We start from the raw sequence: 19,122 nt of genomic DNA on the forward strand, positions 1-19,122 counted from the left end.
CTTCGAGGGGTGCTCACTGCTCCTCGTCCTCCTTCACGACCGCGGGCATGGACCGGACGACGCCGCGAGCGGCGAGCACCCGCGAGACCGAGGCCTCCGACGCGGTGCCGTCGGGCAGCAGGGCCGGGGTGTCCACCGCGTTGTGGCGGGCGTAGACGCCGGGCGCGGCCAGCGGACCGAGGTGCTTGCCGTGCTCGGCGTAGTCGCGCATCCGCTGGGCGGCGATCGAGGCCTGCGTCGCCTTGGGCGTCAGGCGCTCGCGGTGGGCGAGCACCATGGCGCCGATCGCGGCGGTGATCAGCAGCGCGCTGGTGGCCTCGAAGGCGAAGACGTAGCGGCTGAAGAGGATGTTGGCGATCTGCTCGATGTTGCCGCCGGTGTTGGCCTCGTCGAGGCCCACGGCGGTGCCGAGCGTGACCTGCGAGAGGCCGATCACCAGGACCAGCCCGAGGACCAGGCCGAAGACGGCGGCCAGCACGCGCTGGCCGCGGATCGTCTCCACGACCGAGTCGGACGCGTCGACCCCGACCAGCATCAGCACGAACAGGAAGAGCATCAGGATCGCGCCGGTGTAGACGATGATCTGCACCGCGAACAGGAACGGCGCCTCGAGGACGGCGTACAGGACGGCCAGGCTGATCATGACCACGGCCAGCAGCAGCGCGGCGTGCACGGCCTTGCGGACGAACAGGATGCCGAGGGCCGCGACCACCATGATCGGGGCGAGGATCCAGAAGGTCATCGCGCACCCCCCTCGGTGGGCGCGGGAGCGGCGTAGGTGCCGCGGTAGTAGTCGCCCTCGTCGTCGCCGAGCCGCATCGCGTGCGGCGGCTGCTCCATGCCGGGCAGCAGCGGGGCGAGCAGGTCGGACTTCTCGTAGATGAGGTCGGCGCGGTTGGTGTCGGCCAGCTCGTACTCGTTGGTCATGGTCAGCGCGCGCGTCGGGCAGGCCTCGATGCACAGGCCGCACAGGATGCAGCGCAGGTAGTTGATCTGGTAGACGCGGCCGTAGCGCTCGCCGGGGCTGAAGCGCTGGCTGTTGCCGTCGGCGTCGGGGACGTCGGAGTTGGAGCCGCCCTCGACGTAGATCGCGTCGGCGGGGCAGGCCCAGGCGCACAGCTCGCAGCCGATGCACTTCTCGAGGCCGTCGGGCCAGCGGTTGAGCTGGTGGCGGCCGTGGAAGCGGGGCGCGGTCGGGAGCTTCTCGAAGGGGTACTGCTCCGTCACGACCTTCTTGAACATCGTGCGGAACGTGACCCCGAACCCGGCGACCGGGTCCCAGAACTGCTCCTTGAGGCTCTTGGGTTCAGCCATCACTTCTCCTCGTCGAAGGCTGCGGAGTCCGCGGTGCCGGGAACGGTCGTACGGCGATCGGGGAACGTCAGCGGTGCGGCGGCGCCGCGGACGGCACCCCCGGTCGGCATCGGCGGCGTCGGGAAGCCGCCGGCCCAGGCGTCGGTCTCGACGGCCCGGTCGGGCTCCTCGGCGTCGGCCTTCTCGGCACTGTCGCCGATGAAGAACAGCACCACGAAGAGCACCAGGAAGACCCCGGCCGCCCCGAACAGGTAGGTGCGGTCGATCCCGCCGTCGAGGGTGATGATCCGGATGCTGGCCACGGCGATGATCCACACCAGCGAGATCGGGATCAGCCGCTTCCAGCCGAAGGCCATGAACTGGTCGTAGCGCAGTCGCGGCAACGAGCCGCGCAGCCAGATGAACATGAAGATGAACAGCAGCATCTTCCCGAAGAACCACAGCAGCGGCCAGTAGCCGGAGTCGGCGCCCTCCCAGACCTGGATGATCGGCCAGGGGGCGTGCCAGCCACCGAGGAACAGCGTCGTCGCGAGCGCCGACACCGTCGCCATGTTGATGTACTCGGCGAGGAAGAACAGCGCGAACTTCAGGCTGGAGTACTCCGTGTGGAAGCCGCCGACCAGCTCGCCCTCGGCCTCGGGGAGGTCGAACGGGGCGCGGTTGGTCTCGCCGACCATGGCGATCACGTAGATGATGAACGACGGCAGCAGGATGACGGCGTACCACGTCGGGATCGGGATGACCCCGAGCCAGTACTCCTGCGCCGGGTTCTGCGCGGCCACGATCTCCGAGGTGGACATGGAGCCGGCGTAGAGGAAGACCGCGACGAGGGCGAGGCCCATCGCGACCTCGTAGGAGATCATCTGCGCACTCGAGCGCAGGCCGCCGAGCAGGCTGTACGTCGATCCGCTGGACCAGCCGCCGAGGACGATGCCGTAGATGCCGATCGAGGCGATGGCCATCACGAAGAGCACGGCGACCGGCATGTCGGTCAGCTGGAGCGGGGTGGTGCGGTCGGTGAACGGCAGGCCCACCTCGGGACCGAACGGGATCACCGCGAACGTCACGAAGGCCGGGATCGTCGCGATCACCGGCGCGATCAGGAAGACCACCTTGTCGGCGGCCTTCGGGATGATGTCCTCCTTGAGCGCCAGCTTCACGCCGTCGGCGAGCGACTGCAGCAGGCCGAACGGGCCGTTGACGTTGGGGCCGATGCGGTGCTGCATGCGAGCCACGACGCGGCGCTCGAACCAGATGTTGAACAGCGTCAGCAGCACCAGGACCAGGAAGATCAGCACGGCCTTGATCAGGATCAGCCACCACGGGTCCTGGCCGAAGGCCGAGAGTCCGTCGTCCGCCACCGCGGGCTGCACGGCGAGCACGCCGAGACCGAGGCTCATCACTTGGCTCCCTTCACGGTGACCGAGCCGCCGGGCGAGGCCAGGTCGGCGAGCACGCCACGACCGAACGAGTTGGCCGGCACCCACACCACCGCGTCGGGGAGGTCGGCGACCTCCACCGGCAGCGTGACCGAGCCCCGGTCGCCGGTCAGCACCACGCTGGCCGGGCCGTCGTGCAGGCCGAAGAGCGCGTCGTACGCCGCCTGGTTGATGCGGGCGACGGCGGGTCGTGCCGTGGCCGCCAGGTTGGCGTCGCCGTCCTGCATCGAGCCGCGGTCGAGCAGCAGCTTCCAGCTCGCCAGCGCGTGCGCGCCGGCCTTCGCCCGGGGCCTCTTGGGCTCCTTGCCGAGGACGAGCTCGGGACGCTCCCCGTCCCACGGGCCCATCGCCGCCATCTCGGCGCGGACCTCGGCCACGGTGCGGAAGCCCAGCGGGCTCCCCTGCCCCAGCACGGCCAGCTCGTCGGCGATGCCGGCGAGGAGACGCAGGTCGGGCAGCGAGCCCGGCTTGGTGAAGACGCCCTCGAAGGGGCGCGGGCGGCCCTCCCAGGTGACGAACGTGCCGGCCTTCTCGTCCACCGGGGCGACCGGCAGCACGACGTCGGCCAGGGCCGCGACCTCGGTCAGCCGCTGCTCCAGGCTGACCACGAAGCCGGCGGCCTCGATCGCGGCACGGGTGGCGGCCGGGTCGCTGGTGTCGTCGGGGTCGACGCCACCGATGACGAGCCCGCTGAGGTCGCCCTTGACCAGCGCGGCGACGATCGCGTCGCCGTCGCGGCCGGTCTTCTCGGGCACCGATTCCAGACCCCATGAGGTGGCGGCGTCGATGCGCGCGGACGCGTCGGCGACCGGTCGGCCACCGGGCAGCAGGGTCGGCAGGCAGCCGGCCTCGACCGCGCCGCGGTCACCGGCTCGACGCGGCACCCAGGCCAGTCGGGCGCCGGTCGTGCGGGCGAGCTCGAGCGCGGCGGTCAGGGCGCCGTGGCTCTGGGCCAGTCGTTCGCCGACGAGGATCACCGCGTCCTTGGTCACGCCGAACTCCGCGTCCTTGAGCGAGCCGAGGGCGGCGGCCTCCTCGCCGGGCACGGTCGGGACCAGGCGGCCGTTCATCTTGCCCAGCCCGCGGGTGGAGTACGGCGCCAGCGCCACGACCTGCGTCCCGCGCTTCGACGCCTTGCGCAGCCGCAGGAAGATCGTGGCCGCCTCGTCCTCGGGCTCGAGCCCGGCGAGCACCACGACGGGCGCGGCCTCGAGGTCGGCGTAGGACACGTCGGCGTTGAGGGCGACGAACGAGGCCAGGAAGTCGGCCTCCTCGGCGCTGTGCGGACGCGCGCGGAAGTCGATGTCGTTGGTGCCGAGGGAGACCCGGGCGAACTTGGCGTACGCGTAGGCGTCCTCCGCGGTCACGCGACCGCCGGTGAGCACCGCGGACGGGCCGGCCGCGTGCAGTCCACGGGCCGCGACGGCGAAGGCCTCGGGCCACGACGCGGGACGCAGCTCGCCGTCCTCGCGGATCATCGGGTGCGTGATCCGGTCGTCCTGGCGGGCGTAGTGGAAGGCGAAGCGGTCCTTGTCGCTGATCCACTCCTCGTTGACCTCGGGGTCGTTGCCGGCGAGGCGGCGCATCACCTTGCCGCGGCGGTGGTCGACGCGGATCGCCGCGCCGCAGGCGTCGTGCTCGGCGACGCCCGCCGTGGAGACGAGGTCGAAGGGGCGCGAGCGGAAGCGGTACTCGGCGCTCGTCAGTGCGCCCACCGGGCAGATCTGGATGGTGTTGCCGGAGAAGTAGGACAGGAACGGCGCGTCGGGCGCGATGCCGACCTGCTGCTGGGCGCCGCGCTCGACCATCTCGATGAACGGGTCGCCGGCGATCTCGTCGGTGAAGCGGGTGCAGCGCTGGCACACGATGCAGCGCTCGCGGTCGAGCAGCACCTGCGGCGAGAGGTTGATCGGCTTGGGGAAGGTGCGCTTGACGCCCTCGAAGCGGGTCTCACCGCGCCCGTTGGACATCGCCTGGTTCTGCAGGGGGCACTCGCCACCCTTGTCGCACACCGGGCAGTCGAGCGGGTGGTTGATCAGCAGGAACTCCATGACGCCCTGCTGCGCCTTGTCCGCGACCTTGCTGGTCACCTGGGTCTCGACGACCATGCCCTCGGCCACCGGCAGCGTGCAGGAGGCCTGCGGCTTGGGGATCGGCTTGCCGTTACCGGCGTCGGGGATGTCGACGAGGCACTGGCGACAGGCGCCGACCGGCGCCAGCAGCGGGTGGTCGCAGAAGCGGGGCACCTGCACGCCGATCTGCTCGGCGGCGCGGATCACCAGCGTGTTGGGCGGGACGCTGACCTGGACGCCGTCGATCGTGACGTTGACCAGGGCGGTCTTCTCGGGAGTCGTCGTCATGCGGAGGCTCCGGTGGTGGCGAACGTGGTGGAGGCGGCCGGGTCGAACGGGCACCCGCCGGTGGTGAGGTGGGCGAGGTACTCGTCGCGGAAGTACTTGATCGAGCTCGAGATCGGGCTCGTGGCGCCGTCGCCGAGCGCGCAGAAGGAGCGGCCCAGGATGTTCTCGCACTGGTCGAGCAGCAGGTCGAGGTCGTCCTCGCTGCCCTGCCCCTTCTCGAGGCGCGCGAGCGTCTGCACCAGCCACCACGTGCCCTCGCGGCACGGGGTGCACTTGCCGCACGACTCGTGCTTGTAGAACTCGGTCCAGCGCAGCACCGCCCGCACCACGCAGGTCGTCTCGTCGAAGAGCTGCAGGGCGCGGGTGCCGAGCATGGACCCGGCCGCCCCGACGCCCTCGAAGTCGAGGGGTACGTCGAGGTGCTCCGGCGTGAGCAGGGGCGTGCTCGATCCTCCGGGGGTCCAGAACTTCAGCTCGTGGCCCTCGCGCATGCCGCCGGCGAGGTCGATCAGCTGGCGCAGCGTGATGCCGAGCGGGGCCTCGTACTGCCCGGGCCTCGTGACGTGGCCGGAGAGGCTGAAGATGCCGTAGCCCTTGGACTTCTCGGTGCCCATCGAGGAGAACCAGCCGGCGCCGTTGCGGATGATGCTGGGCACCGAGGCGATCGACTCGACGTTGTTGATCACGGTCGGCGAGGCGTACAGGCCGGCGACCGCCGGGAACGGCGGGCGCAGGCGGGGCTGGCCGCGCCGGCCCTCGAGGCCCTCGAGCAGGGCCGTCTCCTCGCCGCAGATGTAGGCGCCGGCGCCGGCGTGCACGACGACGTCGAGGTCGTAGCCCGAGCCGTTGATGTTCTTGCCGAGGTGGCCCGCGAGGTAGGCCTCCTGGACGGCCCGCTGCACGCGGCGCACCACGTGGAGGACCTCACCGCGGATGTAGATGAAGGCGTGGTTGGCGCGGATCGCGTAGGAGCTGATGATGACGCCCTCGACCAGCGTGTGGGGGCTGGCCATCATCAGCGGGATGTCCTTGCAGGTGCCCGGCTCCGACTCGTCGGCGTTGACGACGAGGTACTTCGGCTTCGGGTTGTCCTGCGGGATGAAGCCCCACTTCATGCCGGTCGGGAAGCCGGCGCCGCCGCGGCCGCGCAGGCCGGAGTCCTTGACCGCGGTGATGATGTCGTCGGGGGCCGTGCCGAGGGCGGTCTTCATGGCGGCGTAGCCGCCCTGCTCCTCGTAGGCGGCCAGCGTCCAGGATCGGTCCTGGTCCCAGTTGTCGGTGAGGACCGGGGTCAGCACGTCGATGCTCACTTGTCGTCCACCTTCGTCTCGGACTCGGCGCGGGAGGTGTCGGCGTCCTCGACGGCCTCGGTCAGGCTGTCGGGGTCGCCGGTGCGGCCGGAGGCCTCGGTCGAGGGGGCGCTCCAGCCCTTCTCGCGCGCGATGCCCAGGCCGACCAGGGAGGCCGGACCGGCGCTCGGGCCCTCGTCGGCCAGGTCGTCGGGGAAGCCGGCGAGCACGCGCTCGGCCTGCTTCCAGGTGCACAGCCTGGGACCGCGCGTGGAGTGGACGTCCTTGCCGGCCCGCAGGTCGTCGACGGTGCGGACAGCCGACTCCGGGGTCTGGTTGTCCATGAACTCCCAGTTGACCATCATCACCGGCGCGTAGTCGCAGGCCGCGTTGCACTCGATGTGCTCGAGGGTGATCTTGCCGTCCTCGGACGTCTCGTCGTTGCCGACGTCGAGGTGCTCCTTGAGCCGCTCGAAGATCTGGTCGCCGCCCATCACCGCGCACAGCGTGTTGGTGCAGACGCCGACGAGGTAGTCGCCGACGGGCTTGCGCTTGTACATCGTGTAGAAGGTCGCGACGCCGCTGACCTCGGCGGCGGAGATCCCGAGCACCTCGGCGCAGGCCTCGATGCCCTCGGGCGTCACGCGGCCCTCGACCGACTGGACGAGGTGCAGCATCGGCAGCAGGCCGGAGCGGGCCTCGGGGTAGCGCGCGGCGATCGCGCGCAGCTCGGCGTACGTCTCGGACGTCAGCTGGGTGGGGTGACTCATCGGTCGACGCCTCCCATCACGGGGTCGATCGAGGCGATGGCGACGATGACGTCGGCGACCATGCCGCCCTCGCTCATCACGCTCGTGGCCTGCAGGTTGGTGAACGACGGGTCGCGGAAGTGCGCACGGAACGGGCGGGTGCCGCCGTCGGAGACGACGTGCGCCCCGAGCTCGCCGCGCGGGGACTCGATGGGGACGTAGGCCTGGCCGGCCGGCACCCGGAAACCCTCGGTGACGAGCTTGAAGTGGTGGATCAGCGCCTCCATCGACTCGCCCATGATGTGGCGGATGTGGTCGAGGGAGTTGCCCATGCCGTCGGAGCCGATCGCGAGCTGGCTGGGCCAGGCGATCTTCTTGTCGCCGACCATGACCGGAGCGCCCTCGAGGCCGGCGAGCCGGTCGGCCGCCTGCTCGACGATGCGCAGCGACTCGCTCATCTCGTTGAGCCGGACCCGGAAGCGGCCGTAGGCGTCGGCGGTGTCCCAGGTCTGGACCTCGAAGTCGTAGTCCTCGTAGCCGGAGTAGGGCTGCGTCTTGCGCAGGTCCCAGCCGTAGCCGGTCGCACGCAGCGGCGGGCCCGAGAGGCCGAGGGCCAGGCAGCCGGCGAGGTCGAGGTGCCCGACGTCCTCGAGGCGGGCCTTGAAGATGGGGTTGGCGTTGCAGAGCGCGGCGTACTCCGGGAGCCGCTTGCGCATGAGCGCGATGAAGTCGCGGATCTCGTCGAGCGCGCCGGGCGGCAGGTCCTGCGCGACGCCGCCGGGGCGGATGAACGCGTGGTTCATCCGCAGGCCGGTGATCAGCTCGAACAGGTCGAGGACCAGCTCGCGCTCGCGGAACCCGATCGTCATCACGGTCAGGGCGCCGATCTCCATGCCGCCGGTCGCGATGCACACCAGGTGGGAGGAGATGCGGTTGAGCTCCATCAGGAGCACGCGCATGACCTGCGCCTTCTCCGGGACGTCGTCCTCGATGTCCAGCAGTCGCTCCACACCGAGGGCGTACGTCGCCTCGTTGAAGAACGGCGAGAGGTAGTCCATCCGCGTGCAGAACGTGGTGCCCTGCACCCAGGAGCGGAACTCCATGTTCTTCTCGATGCCGGTGTGGAGGTAGCCGATGCCGCAGCGGGCCTCGGTGACCGTCTCGCCCTCGAGCTCGAGGATCAGGCGCAGCACGCCGTGGGTGGAGGGGTGCTGCGGGCCCATGTTGACCACGACCCGCTCGTCGGCGGAGTCGCCGAGCCCCTGCGCGATCGAGTCCCAGTCCTGGCCGGTGACCGTGAAGACCTTGCCCTGGCTGGTCTCGCTCGGGTCGGCGTACAGGTCCTGCTGGTTGTCGGTTGTGGTCACGAGTACGACCTCCGCTGGTCGGGAGGCGGAACGGTGCCGCCCTTGTATTCCACGGGGATGCCGCCCAAGGGGTAGTCCTTGCGCTGCGGGTGGCCCGGCCAGTCGTCGGGCATCAGGATGCGGGTCATGGACGGGTGGCCGTCGAACTGGATCCCGAACATGTCCCAGGCCTCGCGCTCGTGCCAGTCGTTGGTCGGGTAGATGCTGACCAGGCTGGGGATGTGCGGGTCGGCGTCCGGGCAGGTGACCTCGAGCCGGATGCGGCGGTTGTGGGTCATCGAGAGCAGGTGGTAGACCGCGTGCAGCTCGCGCCCGGCGTCCTCGGGGTAGTGCACGCCGCTGACGCCGGCACAGAACTCGAAGCGCAGGTCGTCGTCGTCGCGCAGCATCTGGGCCACGAACGCGAGGTCCTCGCGACGCACGTGGAAGGTGATCTCGCCGCGGTGGACCACGACGCGCTCGATCGCGGCGTCGAGGTCGGTGGCCCCCAGCCGGGCCTCGAGGGCGTCGGCGACCTCGTCGAACCAGCCGCCGTACGGGCGTTGCGTGGACGCGGGATAGACCGTGGGGCTGACGAGACCGCCGTACCCCGACGTGTCGCCACTGCCCTTGACGCCGAACATGCCGTGGCGCGAGCCGACGGCCCGGTTGATCTCCTGGTCGCCGGCGACGAGGTCGGTGGACGGGTCCTGGAGGTTGTGGTCGGGGGTGTCGTCGCTCATCGCAGCAGGCCCTTCATCTGCGAGGTCGGCAGCGCCTTCAGCGCGGCGGTCTCCTGCTGCTCGATCTCGTTGAGCCGGTTGACGCCGAGCTTGGTCGCCTGGACCTGGTCGTGCAGCTTGAGGATCGCGTCGATCAGCATCTCGGGACGCGGCGGGCAGCCGGGGAGGTACATGTCGACGGGGACGACGTGGTCGACGCCCTGGACGATGGCGTAGTTGTTGAACATGCCGCCGCTGCTGGCGCACACGCCCATGGCGAGGACGTACTTCGGCTCGGCCATCTGGTCGTAGATCTGGCGCAGGACGGGCGCCATCTTGTTGCTGACGCGACCGGCCACGATCATCAGGTCGGCCTGGCGGGGGCTGGCGCGGAAGACCTCCATGCCGAAGCGGGCGAGGTCGTACTTCGGCCCGCCCGAGGTCATCATCTCGATGGCGCAGCAGGCCAGGCCGAACGTCGCGGGCCAGAACGACGCCTTGCGCATGTAGCCCGCGACCCCCTCGACGGTGGTCAGCAGGACGCCGGACGGAAGCTTCTCTTCAATTCCCATGTGCTCAGTTACCTCTCTGAGGGTCACGAGGCGCGCGCCATGCCGAGGCGGAGGAGGGAAGGCGACCTTCAGCGGAGCGCAGCGGAGCGGTCGTCGACCGACGACAACGAAGGCAGGGTGCGTGCATCGTGACCCTCAGTCCCAGTCCAGGCCGCCGCGGCGCCATACATATGCGTAGGCGACGAACACGGTGGCGATGAAGACGACCATCTCGACGAGGCCGAAGAACTTCATCGCGTCGAAGTGCACGGCCCACGGGTAGAGGAAGATGATCTCGATGTCGAAGACGATGAACAGCATGGCGGTGATGTAGTACTTCACCGGGAAGCGGCCGCCACCGACGGGCTGCGGAGTGGGCTCGATGCCGCACTCGTAGGAGTCGAGCTTGGCCCGGTTGTAGCGCTTGGGCCCCACGGCGGCACTCATGATCACGGAGAACACCGCGAACCCGGCCGCCAGGAGGGCCAACGCCAGCACTGGCGTGTAGAGCTCCATCCTGCGTTTCCTTCCCTCTCGCCGTACGCCCACCGTGTGACCTTGTGAATAAGTTCACGAGTGGCGCAGAGCACAGTCTAGGGCGCGACGTGCGCTGCGTCACGCCGGGGGTCGGCGCACGAAAATGGGCTCTCACCTGCGCATTTAGTGCACAGTGGCGTTGCCTAATTGCGGGACCGGGTGCCACGGACCGGGCGGGACGCCGCTAGCCTGCCGGGCGTGGGTGCGCGGGGTCCGATCTGGCGTGAGCCGGGCATGCCGGCCCTGATGGTGATGACGTGCGCCGGCTTCTCCGGCTATGCCGTGCTCCTCACGGTCGCCCCGCTGTGGGCGGTCGAGGGCGGAGCGGGCACCGCGGGATCCGGGCTAGTCAACGGGGTTCTCCTGCTGTCCACGGTCCTCACCCAGCTCCTCGTCCCGCGTGCCCTGCGGCACGTCGGCTGGGGGCCGGTGCTCGCGGTCGGCCTGGCGCTGCTGGGCGTCCCGGGGATCCTGCTGACCCTGAGCGACGACCTGGGCGCCGTCCTGGGGGTGTCGGCGGTCCGCGGTGTCGGGTTCGGCGTCCTCACCGTCACCGGGAGCGCCGCCGTCGCCGCGCTGGTGCGTGCCGAGCGCCGCGGGGAGGCGATCGGCGCCTACGGCCTGGCGGTCGCGCTGCCCAACCTCGTCCTGCTGCCCGCCGGACCGTGGATCGCCGACAACCTCGGCTTCTGGGTGACGTTCGTCGTCAGCGCCCTGCCGGTGGTCGGCATCCCGGCGGCGCTCCGCCTCGCGTCAGCACTCCGACCGGACGACGCGGACCTCCACGCCGGAGCGGGCACGGTGGCCGACCCCGACGACCCGGAGTCCGCGGCCTACCGCCGACTGCTCCGACCGGTGCTGCTGCTGCTGGCGGTCACGCTGGCGGGCGGGGCGGCGATCACCTTCACGCCCCAGATGGTCGAGAGCCCCTCGGTCGCGGCGGCCGGCCTCTTCCTGATGGGCCTCTCGGCCGCCCTCGGCCGTTGGCGGGTCGGGGTCTTCGCGGATCGCCACGGACCGCAGCGCTTCCTGCTCCCCCTGGTCCCGCTCACCGGCTTCTCGATGGCGCTGATGGCGTGGTCGGTCGCTGGCTCCGCCGACGCCCGGACCGCCGCGTTCCTGCTCGCCATGCTCGTCCTCGGCCTGTGCTACGGCGGCCTGCAGAACCTGACGCTCCTGATCTCCTTCGGCTCCGTGTCACCTCGGCACCACAACCTCGCGAGCGCCGTGTGGAACGTCGGCTTCGACGCGGGTACGGCGCTGGGCTCGGTGGCCGTCGGGGTGATCGCCGGGTCGACCTCCTTCTCGACCGCCTTCCTGGTGGCAGCCATGGTCGCCGTCGCGACGCTCCCGCTCGCCTGGCGACCCGTGGTCGGCGCCCGGGAGCCGCGCCCGCGCTGAGCGGGCGCCTCAGGCGACGCCGAAGCGGCGACAGCGCATCCGGCGGTGGACCTCGGCGGCGATGCTCTGCATGCCGACAGCGGCCCAGACGAGGTTGGACGCGACGCTCGGCCACGCACCGTAGTAGGCGCTGGCGGCGCCGCCGAGGACTCCCCCGACCGTGTTCATGAGCGCGTAGGCGATCGAGTCGGCACCGAGCTTGCCCCGCCACAGCAGGACGTAGGCCGCGAACGTGCCCATGGTGCCGACCCAACCCAGTGTTGCCGCGATCATCGTGCTCGTCCTGCTCCTGCTCGACGGCCCCCACGGCCGCTGTCGGCGCCCAGTCTGAGTGAGTCCAGGCATTCAGATCAAACGCACATTTCTACATCCGGGGTTTAGAGTTACTAACTATGCAGATCGACCCCCGTCGGCTCAGGTTCCTGCTGGCCGTGGCGCGATCGGGCGGGGTGCTCGCGGCGGCCGACGACCTGCGCGTGACGCCCTCCGCCGTGAGCCAGCAGCTGGCCCGGCTGGAGACCGAGGTGGGCCGGCCGCTGGTGCGGCGCACGTCGACGGGCACGGTGCTGACCGATGCCGGGCTGGCCCTGGCCGAGGCCGCGGAGGACGTCGAGAAGACGCTCAGCGAGGTGCGGGCCCGGCTCGTCGACGACGGGGACGAGCCCGGGGGCACGGTGCGGGTGGGCGGCTTCCACAGCTTCCTGTCCCAGGTGCTGCTGCCACAGATCCCGGCCTGGCGCGAGGGTCACCCGCGCCTCGGCTTCGAGATCATCGAGTCCACGGAGGAGGAGACGCTGCGCAAGCTGCGCGCCGGCGAGCTCGACATCGCGATCCTCGAGCTCGACGCGGAGGAGTCGCAGCGCAAGCTGCCGGCGCGGCTCACCGAGACGCCGCTGCTCGACGAGCCCTGGAAGCTCGTCGTCCCCAGCGGCACCATCACCGCCGAGGACTCCGTCGACCTCTCCCGGCTCGGCCTGCCCTGGCTCGGCGTCGACCCGGAGGGGGCGGGCGCCAACGCCCTGCTGCGCGTGCGGCGCGCGACGAGCAACCAGATCCCGACCGTCCACCGCTACACCGAGACCCGGACGGCGCTGGCGCTCGTCGCCGCCGGCGAGGGCATGGCGCTCGTGCCCTCCCTCGCGCTCCAGGGCATCGCGCAGGAGGGGATCGAGACCCTCGACGTGCCCGGCCTCGGCCAGCGCCGGATCGTGCTGCGGCGCTACGAGGGCCGCGGCGTGCCGAAGGTGGTCGACGTGGCGACGGGCCTCATCCGCGACGCGGCCGCGGCGGTCTCCTTCGAGGGGCCGGGCTGAGGGCGCGCGGCACGGCTCACCAGCGGCCGTGCACCTGCTCGCGGATGCGGGCGTCGTACAGGTCCGAGATCCCGGCCAGCAGCTCGCCCGGCAGCGCGCCGACCTCGCCGGCCGCCGCGTTCGCCTGCGCCTGCGCCGTGTTGCGCGCGCCCGGGATGACGGTCGTGACGCCGGGCTGCTGGACGATCCACGCGATGGCGGCCTGCGCGGGCGTGACGTCCGGCAGGGCGGCCGACACCAGCGCAGTGAACTCCTGCGCGGCGGCGACACCGGTCGCGTAGTCGACACCGGAGAACGTCTCCCCCACGTCGAACGCGCTGCCGTCGCGGTTGTAGGTGCGGTGGTCGTCCTCGGCGAAGGTGGTGTCGAGGTCGTACTTCCCCGACAGCAGCCCGGAGGCCAGTGGCACGCGGGCGATGATGCCCACCCCGGCCGCCGAGGCGGCGGGCAGCACCGCGTCGAGCGGCTTCATCCGGAACGCGTTGAGGATGATCTGCACGCTCGCGAGGTGGGGCCGGGCGATCGCGCTCAGCGCCTGGTCGCAGGTCTCCACGCTGACGCCGTACGCCGCGATGATCCCCTCCGAGACGAGCTGGTCGAGGACGTCGTAGGTCTGGTCGTCGTCGATCACCTCCGAGGGCGGGCAGTGCAGCTGCACCAGGTCGATCGTGTCCACGCCGAGGTTGCGGCGCGAGCGGTCGAGCCACTCGCGGAACCTGGGCTCGACGTAGTTGGAGGGCACCTGCTCGTCGCGTCGACCCATCTTGGTCGCGACCGTGAAGCCGGCGTCGGCGTGGTCGGCGACGAAACGGCCCACGATCTGCTCGCTCCGCCCGTCGCCGTACACGTCGGCGGTGTCGTAGAAGGTGACCCCGGCCTCGGCCGAGGCCTCCAGCACCGCACGGGCGTCGGACTCGCTGACGTCGCCCCAGTCGGCGCCGAGCTGCCAGGTGCCGAGGCCGACGACCGAGGCGGAGAAGGGTGTGCGAGAGAAGGTGCGGGAGTCCATGGCCCGACCCTAGGTGAGGACCGGGTGCGATCAGGCGGTCGCGCGGTGCAGCGCGACGATGCCGCCCGACAGGTTGCGCCACTCGGGGGCGGTCCAGCCGGCGCCACCGATGAGGTCGGCGAGGCCCTGCTGGTCGGGCCAGGCGCGGATCGACTCGGCGAGGTAGACGTAGGCGTCGGGCGAGGACGAGACCGCGCGCGAGATCGCGGGCAGCGCCTTCATGAGGTACTCCATGTAGACGGTGCGGAACGGCGTCCACGTGGGGTGGCTGAACTCGCAGACCACGAGCCGGCCACCGGGTCGGGTGACGCGTCGCATCTCCCGGAGGCCCTGGACCGGGTCGACGATGTTGCGCAGCCCGAACGAGATGGTGACGGCGTCGAAGGTGTCGTCGGCGAACGGCAGCCTGGTGCCGTCGCCGGCCGTGAACGGCAGGGCCGGTCGCGCCTTCTTGCCCACCTGGAGCATGCCGAGGGAGAAGTCGCAGGGCACCACCATCGCGCCGCGGTCGGCGAACGGCTGGCTCGAGGTGCCGGTGCCGGCGGCGAGGTCGAGCACCTTCTCGCCGCGCGCCGGGGCGACCGCGTCGATCACGTCCTGGCGCCAGCGCCGGTCCTGCCCGAGCGAGAGGACGTCGTTGGTCACGTCGTAGCGCTTCGCGACCGCGTCGAACATGCGTCGGACGTCGGTCGGTTGCTTGTCGAGCTCAGCGCGGGCCACGCCCCAGAGGGTAGTCGTCGGCAACTTCGCGAAGTCGGTGGGCGTCCCTACGATTGTCGACACCCACCTCACTCCGGAGTCCCCATGCGCACGCCCCGTCTCGTCCCGATGCTGCTCGCCCTCGTCCTGGCGCTGAGCCTCGCGTCCCTCGCGGCCCCCGCCAACGCGACCTTCGACCGCCTGAGGTTCGGCGACACCGGGTGGAAGGTGCGGGTGCTCCAGAGCCGCCTGCACCAGCTGGGGCTGCACTCCGAGGTCATCACCAGCCGGTTCGATGCCCAGACCCGCGACGGCGTGCGGACCTTCCAGGCGCGCCGCAAGCGCCCGACCAGCGGCGTGGTCGACCGCGCCACCTGGGACAAGCTCGTCGCCAAGACCACCGAGCCGACGACCGAGGCGCTGCACAACATCTACACGCCCGGGCCGGCGATCCTGAAGCTCGGCGACCGCGGCCTGCCGGTGCGCCGCCTCCAGGCCCGGCTCGAGCAGGTCAAGTGGTGGAAGGGCGAGGTCACCGGGGTCTTCGAGGAGACGACCGTCGCGGCCGTCACCGGTTTCCAGGAGAAGCGCAAGATCCCCGTCACCGGTGAGGTCGACCGCCGCACCCTCGACCGCCTCGCCGAGATGACCCGCAAGCCGACCAAGGCAGAGCTGTTCAACATCGTGCCGACCGGACCGGCCCTCGACCCGCGCTGCCTGACGGGTCGCGCCATGTGCGTCGACAAGACCTCGCGCTCGCTGCGCTGGGTGATCGACGGTGTGGTGAAGTCGCGCTACGACGTGCGCTTCGGCTCCGACGAATTGCCGACCCGCGAGGGTGCCTTCGCGGTGTTCAAGAAGTCGCGCGACCACGTCTCAAGCCTCTACAACACCTCGATGCCGTTCGCGATGTTCTTCTCCGGCGGGCAGGCCGTGCACTACTCCCCCGACTTCGCGGCCACCGGCTACAACGGCGCGTCCCACGGCTGCGTCAACGTGCGCGACTACAACGGCGTCCGCTGGCTCTTCGACCAGGTGCAGGTCGGTGACAAGGTCATCGTCTACCGTTCGTGACGTGGTGATGACAGCGCCCATGGTCGTGCGTACGGCGAGCGTCGACCTCGACTCGATCGAGTCACTGCTCGACCTCGTGCCCGCCGACTCGCCGGTCAGCTGGCTGCGACGTGACGAGGGCCTCGTCGGCTGGGGCCGGGCGGCGGTCATCCGCACCTCCGGCTCGGCCCGCTTCCGCGACGCCGACAAGTGGTGGGCGGAGATCACCGGCCGGGCCGAGGTGCACGACGAGGTCAACGAGCCCGGCACCGGTCTGGTCGCGTTCGGCACCTTCGGCTTCGCCGACGACCCGGGCGACTCCGTCCTCGTCGTCCCGCAGGTGATCGTCGGTCGGCGCGGCGACCGGGCCTGGGTGACCACGGTCGACGTCGACGCGCCCGACCTCGTCGCCGCTCCTCTCCCGCGTCCGCCCGTGGGCCTCAGCTTCGCCGACGGTGCCCTCAACGGCGACGCCTGGATGTCCGCGGTGGCCGAGGCGGTCGCCCGCATCAACGCCGGCGACCTGGAGAAGGTCGTGCTGGCGCGCGACCTGATCGCCACCTGCGACGAGCCGGTCGACGTGCGGTGGCCGCTGCGCAAGCTGGCCGACGACTACGCCATGTGCTGGACCTTCCACGTCGATGGCATCTTCGGGGCCACGCCGGAGATGCTGGTGCGCCGCGAGCGCGGCCTGGTGACCTCGCGGGTGCTGGCCGGCACCATCCGGCGCACCGGCGACGAGGAGCGCGACGCCGCGCTGGCGGGCACGCTCGCCCGCTCGTCGAAGGACCTGGAGGAGCACGAGTACGCCGTCCGCTCGGTCGCCGACGCCCTCGAGCCCCACTGCTCCTCGATGAACGTGCCCGAGGTGCCGTTCGTGCTGCACCTGCCCAACGTCATGCACCTGGCCACGGACGTGGCCGGCGTGGTGCACGACGCGGCGACGGTGTCCTCGCTGCAGCTGGCCGAGGCGCTGCACCCGTCAGCCGCCGTCGGCGGCACGCCCACGGCTTCCGCGGTCGCCCTGATCGACGAGATCGAGGGCATGGCCCGCGACCGCTACGCCGGGCCGGTCGGGTGGATGGACGCCAACGGCGACGGCGAGTGGGGCATCGCGCTCCGCTCGGCGATCGTGCAGGGCGACACCGTGCGGCTGTTCGCGGGCTGCGGCATCGTCGGCAGCTCCGACCCCGAGTCGGAGCTCGCGGAGTCGCAGGCGAAGTTCGTGCCCGTGCGCGACGCCCTCTCGCGCTGACCGGCGCCGCTAGAGGTCGCTGCCCTCGGGCAGGCGCAGGAACTCCTGGCCCTCCGGCAGGAGGTTGCCCATGTGCGCGTCGACCATCCCGAGGGCTGCGTCGGTGTAGACCTTGTCGTGGATGCCGAGGTTGCGCGGGGCGCCGACCGCCCGGACGAAGTCGATCGCCTCGCCCACCTTCAACCATGGGGCGCTGATCGGCGCGAGCAGCAGGTCGATCTCGCGCTCGGGCAGGGTGAGGGAGTCGCCGGGGTGGTAGATCCGCAGACCGTCCACCGTGAGCACGAAGCCGCTGTTGTCCACGCGCGGGATCTCGGGGTGGATCATCGCGTGCCGCTCGCCGACCACGTCGACGGGCAGGCCGACGTCGAGGACCGACCCGGCGCGCACGACGCTCAACCGCTCGACCAGGTCGGGCGCGTCGACACGGATCCTGGCCGCCACACCCTCGACGGTCAGGATCGGCGCGTCGGTGCGTCGCAGGTGGTCGGCGGAGTAGTGGTCGGCGTGCTCGTGGGTGATGAGGACGACCGTGGCGCCGTCGACCGCGCCGGGCTCGGTGAAGCCGCCCGGGTCGACGACCACCACGGTCGAGTCCTGCTCGACACGGACGCACGCGTGCCCGAACTTCGTCAGTCTCATGGACCCAACCTAGATCGCTGACAACCATTCAGCGCCCCGGCCTGTCTGATTGTCGACCTCCAACACGCGGCAGTTATGGTGTGGGCGCCCTCGACGGATGCCAGGGGGAACCACATGCACCCGAACGAAGAGAGAACTCATGTCTGGACGCCGCGCACTGGCAGGGAGCCTGATGGCCCTGCTCATGCCCGCCTCGTTGCTGATGGTCTCCGCGACCACCTCGGCCGACGCAGCTGACGCCCCGCAGAACACCACCAACGCCCGCCAGGCCAAGGCGAAGGGCAAGGCCAAGCTCGTGGCCATGCCGCAGATCGTGCAGCAGGGCAAGAAGCCTGCGAGCGCCGGCTCGGCCAAGGCCGCGCTGACCGCCACGATCAAGCCCGCCAAGGCCGGCCGCCCCGTCGCACTCCAGGTGCAGAAGGGCAAGAAGTGGAAGACGGTCTCCAAGACCAAGCTGACCAAGAAGGGTCTCGCCGAGTTCGGCGCCCCCATCTCCAAGGGCGGCAAGGCCCTGACCTACCGCGTGACCGCGGCGCCGTACAAGGGTGCGAAGGCCGTCACCAGCAAGCCGACGACGACCGAGCGCTGGCTGACCGCCTCGTTCAGCGACGACTTCACCGGCTCGACCCTGAGCCCCTCGTGGAGCAACCGCGGCATCTACTACGAACCCGACAGCCTGCGTGAGTGCTCGAAGGGCGACCCGAGCGCCGTGTCCGTCAGCGGCGGCACCGTCAAGCTCTCGGTGATCAAGGACCCGACCCGCGCCAACGAGAGGTGCGTGGCCAAGAAGGACGGCAAGTCCACCGGCAGCTTCGACTACCGCCTCAACGGCCACATCGGCACCGAGGGCAGCGTCTCGATGCGCTACGGCTTCGCGGCCGCCCGCATCAAGACGCACAAGCTCCGTGGCCAGCACGGTGGATTCTGGATGCGTCCGACCACCGCTGGTGGCGGCGACCCGCGCGCCGAGATCGACGTCGTCGAGTACTTCGGTGACAAGCACCCCCAGGGCGGCCTGACGTCGTTCATCTACTCCACGAAGAACAACAAGGCCGTCAAGACCGGCTCGTGGATCAAGAGCCCCACGTCGTTCCTCAAGAACAAGAAGGACGGCTGGTCGAAGAACTACCACGTGTTCTCGGTCGAGTGGACGCCCAAGATGTATGTCTTCCGCATCGACGGCAAGGAGACCTACCGCACCAAGGTCGGCGTCTCCGACCAGTTCCAGTTCCCGATCCTGAGCCTGCTCAGCTCGGACTACGAGATCTCGCAGATGCCCGGCGGCGACAAGAAGCTGCCGCAGACGATGAACGTGGACTGGGTCCGCCTCTGGCAGGCCTGAGCCACCAGCTCATCTCGTACGGCGACACGCCGCCCCACTCCGGTGGGGCGGCGTGTTTCGCATTTCCGGGGGCCGGGGTGGCGGCCGGTAGGCGGGCGGGA

Annotated in this window: 19 protein-coding genes; 5 read left to right on the plus strand and 14 right to left on the minus strand. The window is 70.7% G+C overall.

Translation table 11 applies throughout. The features are described 5' to 3' along the window. Positions 1–13: 13 nt before the first annotated feature. The 10 genes from C7S10_RS02710 to C7S10_RS02755 all read right to left on the minus strand — a co-directional run bounded on the left by C7S10_RS02710 (position 14) and on the right by C7S10_RS02755 (position 10,286). Entirely contained in the window at positions 14–742 is a 729-nt protein-coding gene (locus tag C7S10_RS02710) for an NADH-quinone oxidoreductase subunit J (protein ID WP_108342844.1), read from the minus strand. Next, a complete protein-coding gene (gene nuoI / locus C7S10_RS02715; RefSeq protein WP_108342845.1) occupies positions 739–1,314 on the minus strand; it encodes an NADH-quinone oxidoreductase subunit NuoI in 576 nt (191 codons plus the stop codon). Before nuoI ends, C7S10_RS02710 begins: the two co-directional genes overlap by 4 nt. Then, positions 1,314–2,714: an NADH-quinone oxidoreductase subunit NuoH gene (gene nuoH / locus C7S10_RS02720; protein ID WP_108342846.1), complete on the minus strand. Its 1,401-nt coding sequence runs from the start codon at positions 2,712–2,714 to the stop codon at positions 1,314–1,316. Before nuoH ends, nuoI begins: the two co-directional genes overlap by 1 nt. After that, complete coding sequence (locus tag C7S10_RS02725) at positions 2,714–5,113, minus strand: NADH-quinone oxidoreductase subunit G (protein WP_108342847.1); 2,400 nt, start codon at positions 5,111–5,113, stop codon at positions 2,714–2,716. Before C7S10_RS02725 ends, nuoH begins: the two co-directional genes overlap by 1 nt. Beyond that, positions 5,110–6,423 carry an NADH-quinone oxidoreductase subunit NuoF gene (nuoF, locus tag C7S10_RS02730; RefSeq protein ID WP_243395160.1) on the minus strand — a complete coding sequence of 438 codons (1,314 nt, stop codon included), beginning with the start codon at positions 6,421–6,423 and terminating at the stop codon, positions 5,110–5,112. The genes C7S10_RS02725 and nuoF overlap by 4 nt, the downstream gene beginning before the upstream one ends. Next, positions 6,420–7,172 (minus strand): NADH-quinone oxidoreductase subunit NuoE, encoded by a 753-nt coding sequence (nuoE, locus tag C7S10_RS02735; protein ID WP_108342848.1) that lies wholly within the window; start codon positions 7,170–7,172, stop codon positions 6,420–6,422. The genes nuoF and nuoE overlap by 4 nt, the downstream gene beginning before the upstream one ends. Beyond that, complete coding sequence (locus C7S10_RS02740; RefSeq protein WP_423802705.1) at positions 7,169–8,491, minus strand: NADH-quinone oxidoreductase subunit D; 1,323 nt, start codon at positions 8,489–8,491, stop codon at positions 7,169–7,171. Before C7S10_RS02740 ends, nuoE begins: the two co-directional genes overlap by 4 nt. 23 nt (positions 8,492–8,514) lie before the next feature. Beyond that, positions 8,515–9,240: an NADH-quinone oxidoreductase subunit C gene (locus tag C7S10_RS02745; protein ID WP_108342850.1), complete on the minus strand. Its 726-nt coding sequence runs from the start codon at positions 9,238–9,240 to the stop codon at positions 8,515–8,517. Further along, a complete protein-coding gene (locus C7S10_RS02750; RefSeq protein ID WP_108342851.1) occupies positions 9,237–9,791 on the minus strand; it encodes a NuoB/complex I 20 kDa subunit family protein in 555 nt (184 codons plus the stop codon). Before C7S10_RS02750 ends, C7S10_RS02745 begins: the two co-directional genes overlap by 4 nt. Positions 9,792–9,926: 135 nt before the next feature. After that, positions 9,927–10,286, minus strand: coding sequence for an NADH-quinone oxidoreductase subunit A (locus C7S10_RS02755; RefSeq protein ID WP_108342852.1), 360 nt, complete (start codon positions 10,284–10,286; stop codon positions 9,927–9,929). Positions 10,287–10,505: 219 nt separating this feature from the next. Here C7S10_RS02755 and C7S10_RS02760 point away from each other — a divergent pair, with 219 nt between their 5' ends. After that, positions 10,506–11,708, plus strand: coding sequence for an MFS transporter (locus C7S10_RS02760; protein WP_207769202.1), 1,203 nt, complete (start codon positions 10,506–10,508; stop codon positions 11,706–11,708). A 9-nt stretch (positions 11,709–11,717) separates the two neighbouring features. Here the strand turns inward: C7S10_RS02760 and C7S10_RS02765 are convergent, their stop codons facing one another. Next, positions 11,718–11,981, minus strand: coding sequence for a CBU_0592 family membrane protein (locus C7S10_RS02765; protein ID WP_133176413.1), 264 nt, complete (start codon positions 11,979–11,981; stop codon positions 11,718–11,720). Positions 11,982–12,100: 119 nt separating this feature from the next. Between C7S10_RS02765 and C7S10_RS02770 the strand changes: the two genes are divergently transcribed. Then, positions 12,101–13,021, plus strand: coding sequence for a LysR family transcriptional regulator (locus C7S10_RS02770; RefSeq protein ID WP_108342854.1), 921 nt, complete (start codon positions 12,101–12,103; stop codon positions 13,019–13,021). A gap of 16 nt (positions 13,022–13,037) precedes the next feature. Here C7S10_RS02770 and C7S10_RS02775 read toward each other — a convergent pair whose 3' ends face one another. Both C7S10_RS02775 and C7S10_RS02780 read right to left on the minus strand, forming a co-directional pair. Then, complete coding sequence (locus tag C7S10_RS02775) at positions 13,038–14,030, minus strand: aldo/keto reductase (RefSeq protein WP_108342855.1); 993 nt, start codon at positions 14,028–14,030, stop codon at positions 13,038–13,040. A gap of 30 nt (positions 14,031–14,060) precedes the next feature. Next, positions 14,061–14,750: a demethylmenaquinone methyltransferase gene (locus tag C7S10_RS02780; protein WP_108342856.1), complete on the minus strand. Its 690-nt coding sequence runs from the start codon at positions 14,748–14,750 to the stop codon at positions 14,061–14,063. An 84-nt stretch (positions 14,751–14,834) separates the two neighbouring features. On the opposite strand from C7S10_RS02780, the gene C7S10_RS02785 reads away from it, so the two are divergent. Then, a complete protein-coding gene (locus tag C7S10_RS02785; protein WP_243395161.1) occupies positions 14,835–15,803 on the plus strand; it encodes a L,D-transpeptidase family protein in 969 nt (322 codons plus the stop codon). Positions 15,804–15,810: 7 nt separating this feature from the next. After that, positions 15,811–17,037 carry an isochorismate synthase gene (locus C7S10_RS02790; protein WP_108343285.1) on the plus strand — a complete coding sequence of 409 codons (1,227 nt, stop codon included), beginning with the start codon at positions 15,811–15,813 and terminating at the stop codon, positions 17,035–17,037. Between the two features lie 9 nt (positions 17,038–17,046). Here the strand turns inward: C7S10_RS02790 and C7S10_RS02795 are convergent, their stop codons facing one another. Then, entirely contained in the window at positions 17,047–17,679 is a 633-nt protein-coding gene (locus C7S10_RS02795) for an MBL fold metallo-hydrolase (protein ID WP_108342857.1), read from the minus strand. 139 nt (positions 17,680–17,818) lie between these two features. Between C7S10_RS02795 and C7S10_RS02800 the strand changes: the two genes are divergently transcribed. Then, positions 17,819–19,021, plus strand: coding sequence for a glycoside hydrolase family 16 protein (locus C7S10_RS02800; RefSeq protein ID WP_133176414.1), 1,203 nt, complete (start codon positions 17,819–17,821; stop codon positions 19,019–19,021). The last annotated feature ends 101 nt before the right edge of the window (positions 19,022–19,122 follow it).

This window comes from Nocardioides currus (assembly GCF_003057875.1).
Lineage (GTDB): Bacteria > Actinomycetota > Actinomycetes > Propionibacteriales > Nocardioidaceae > Nocardioides > Nocardioides currus.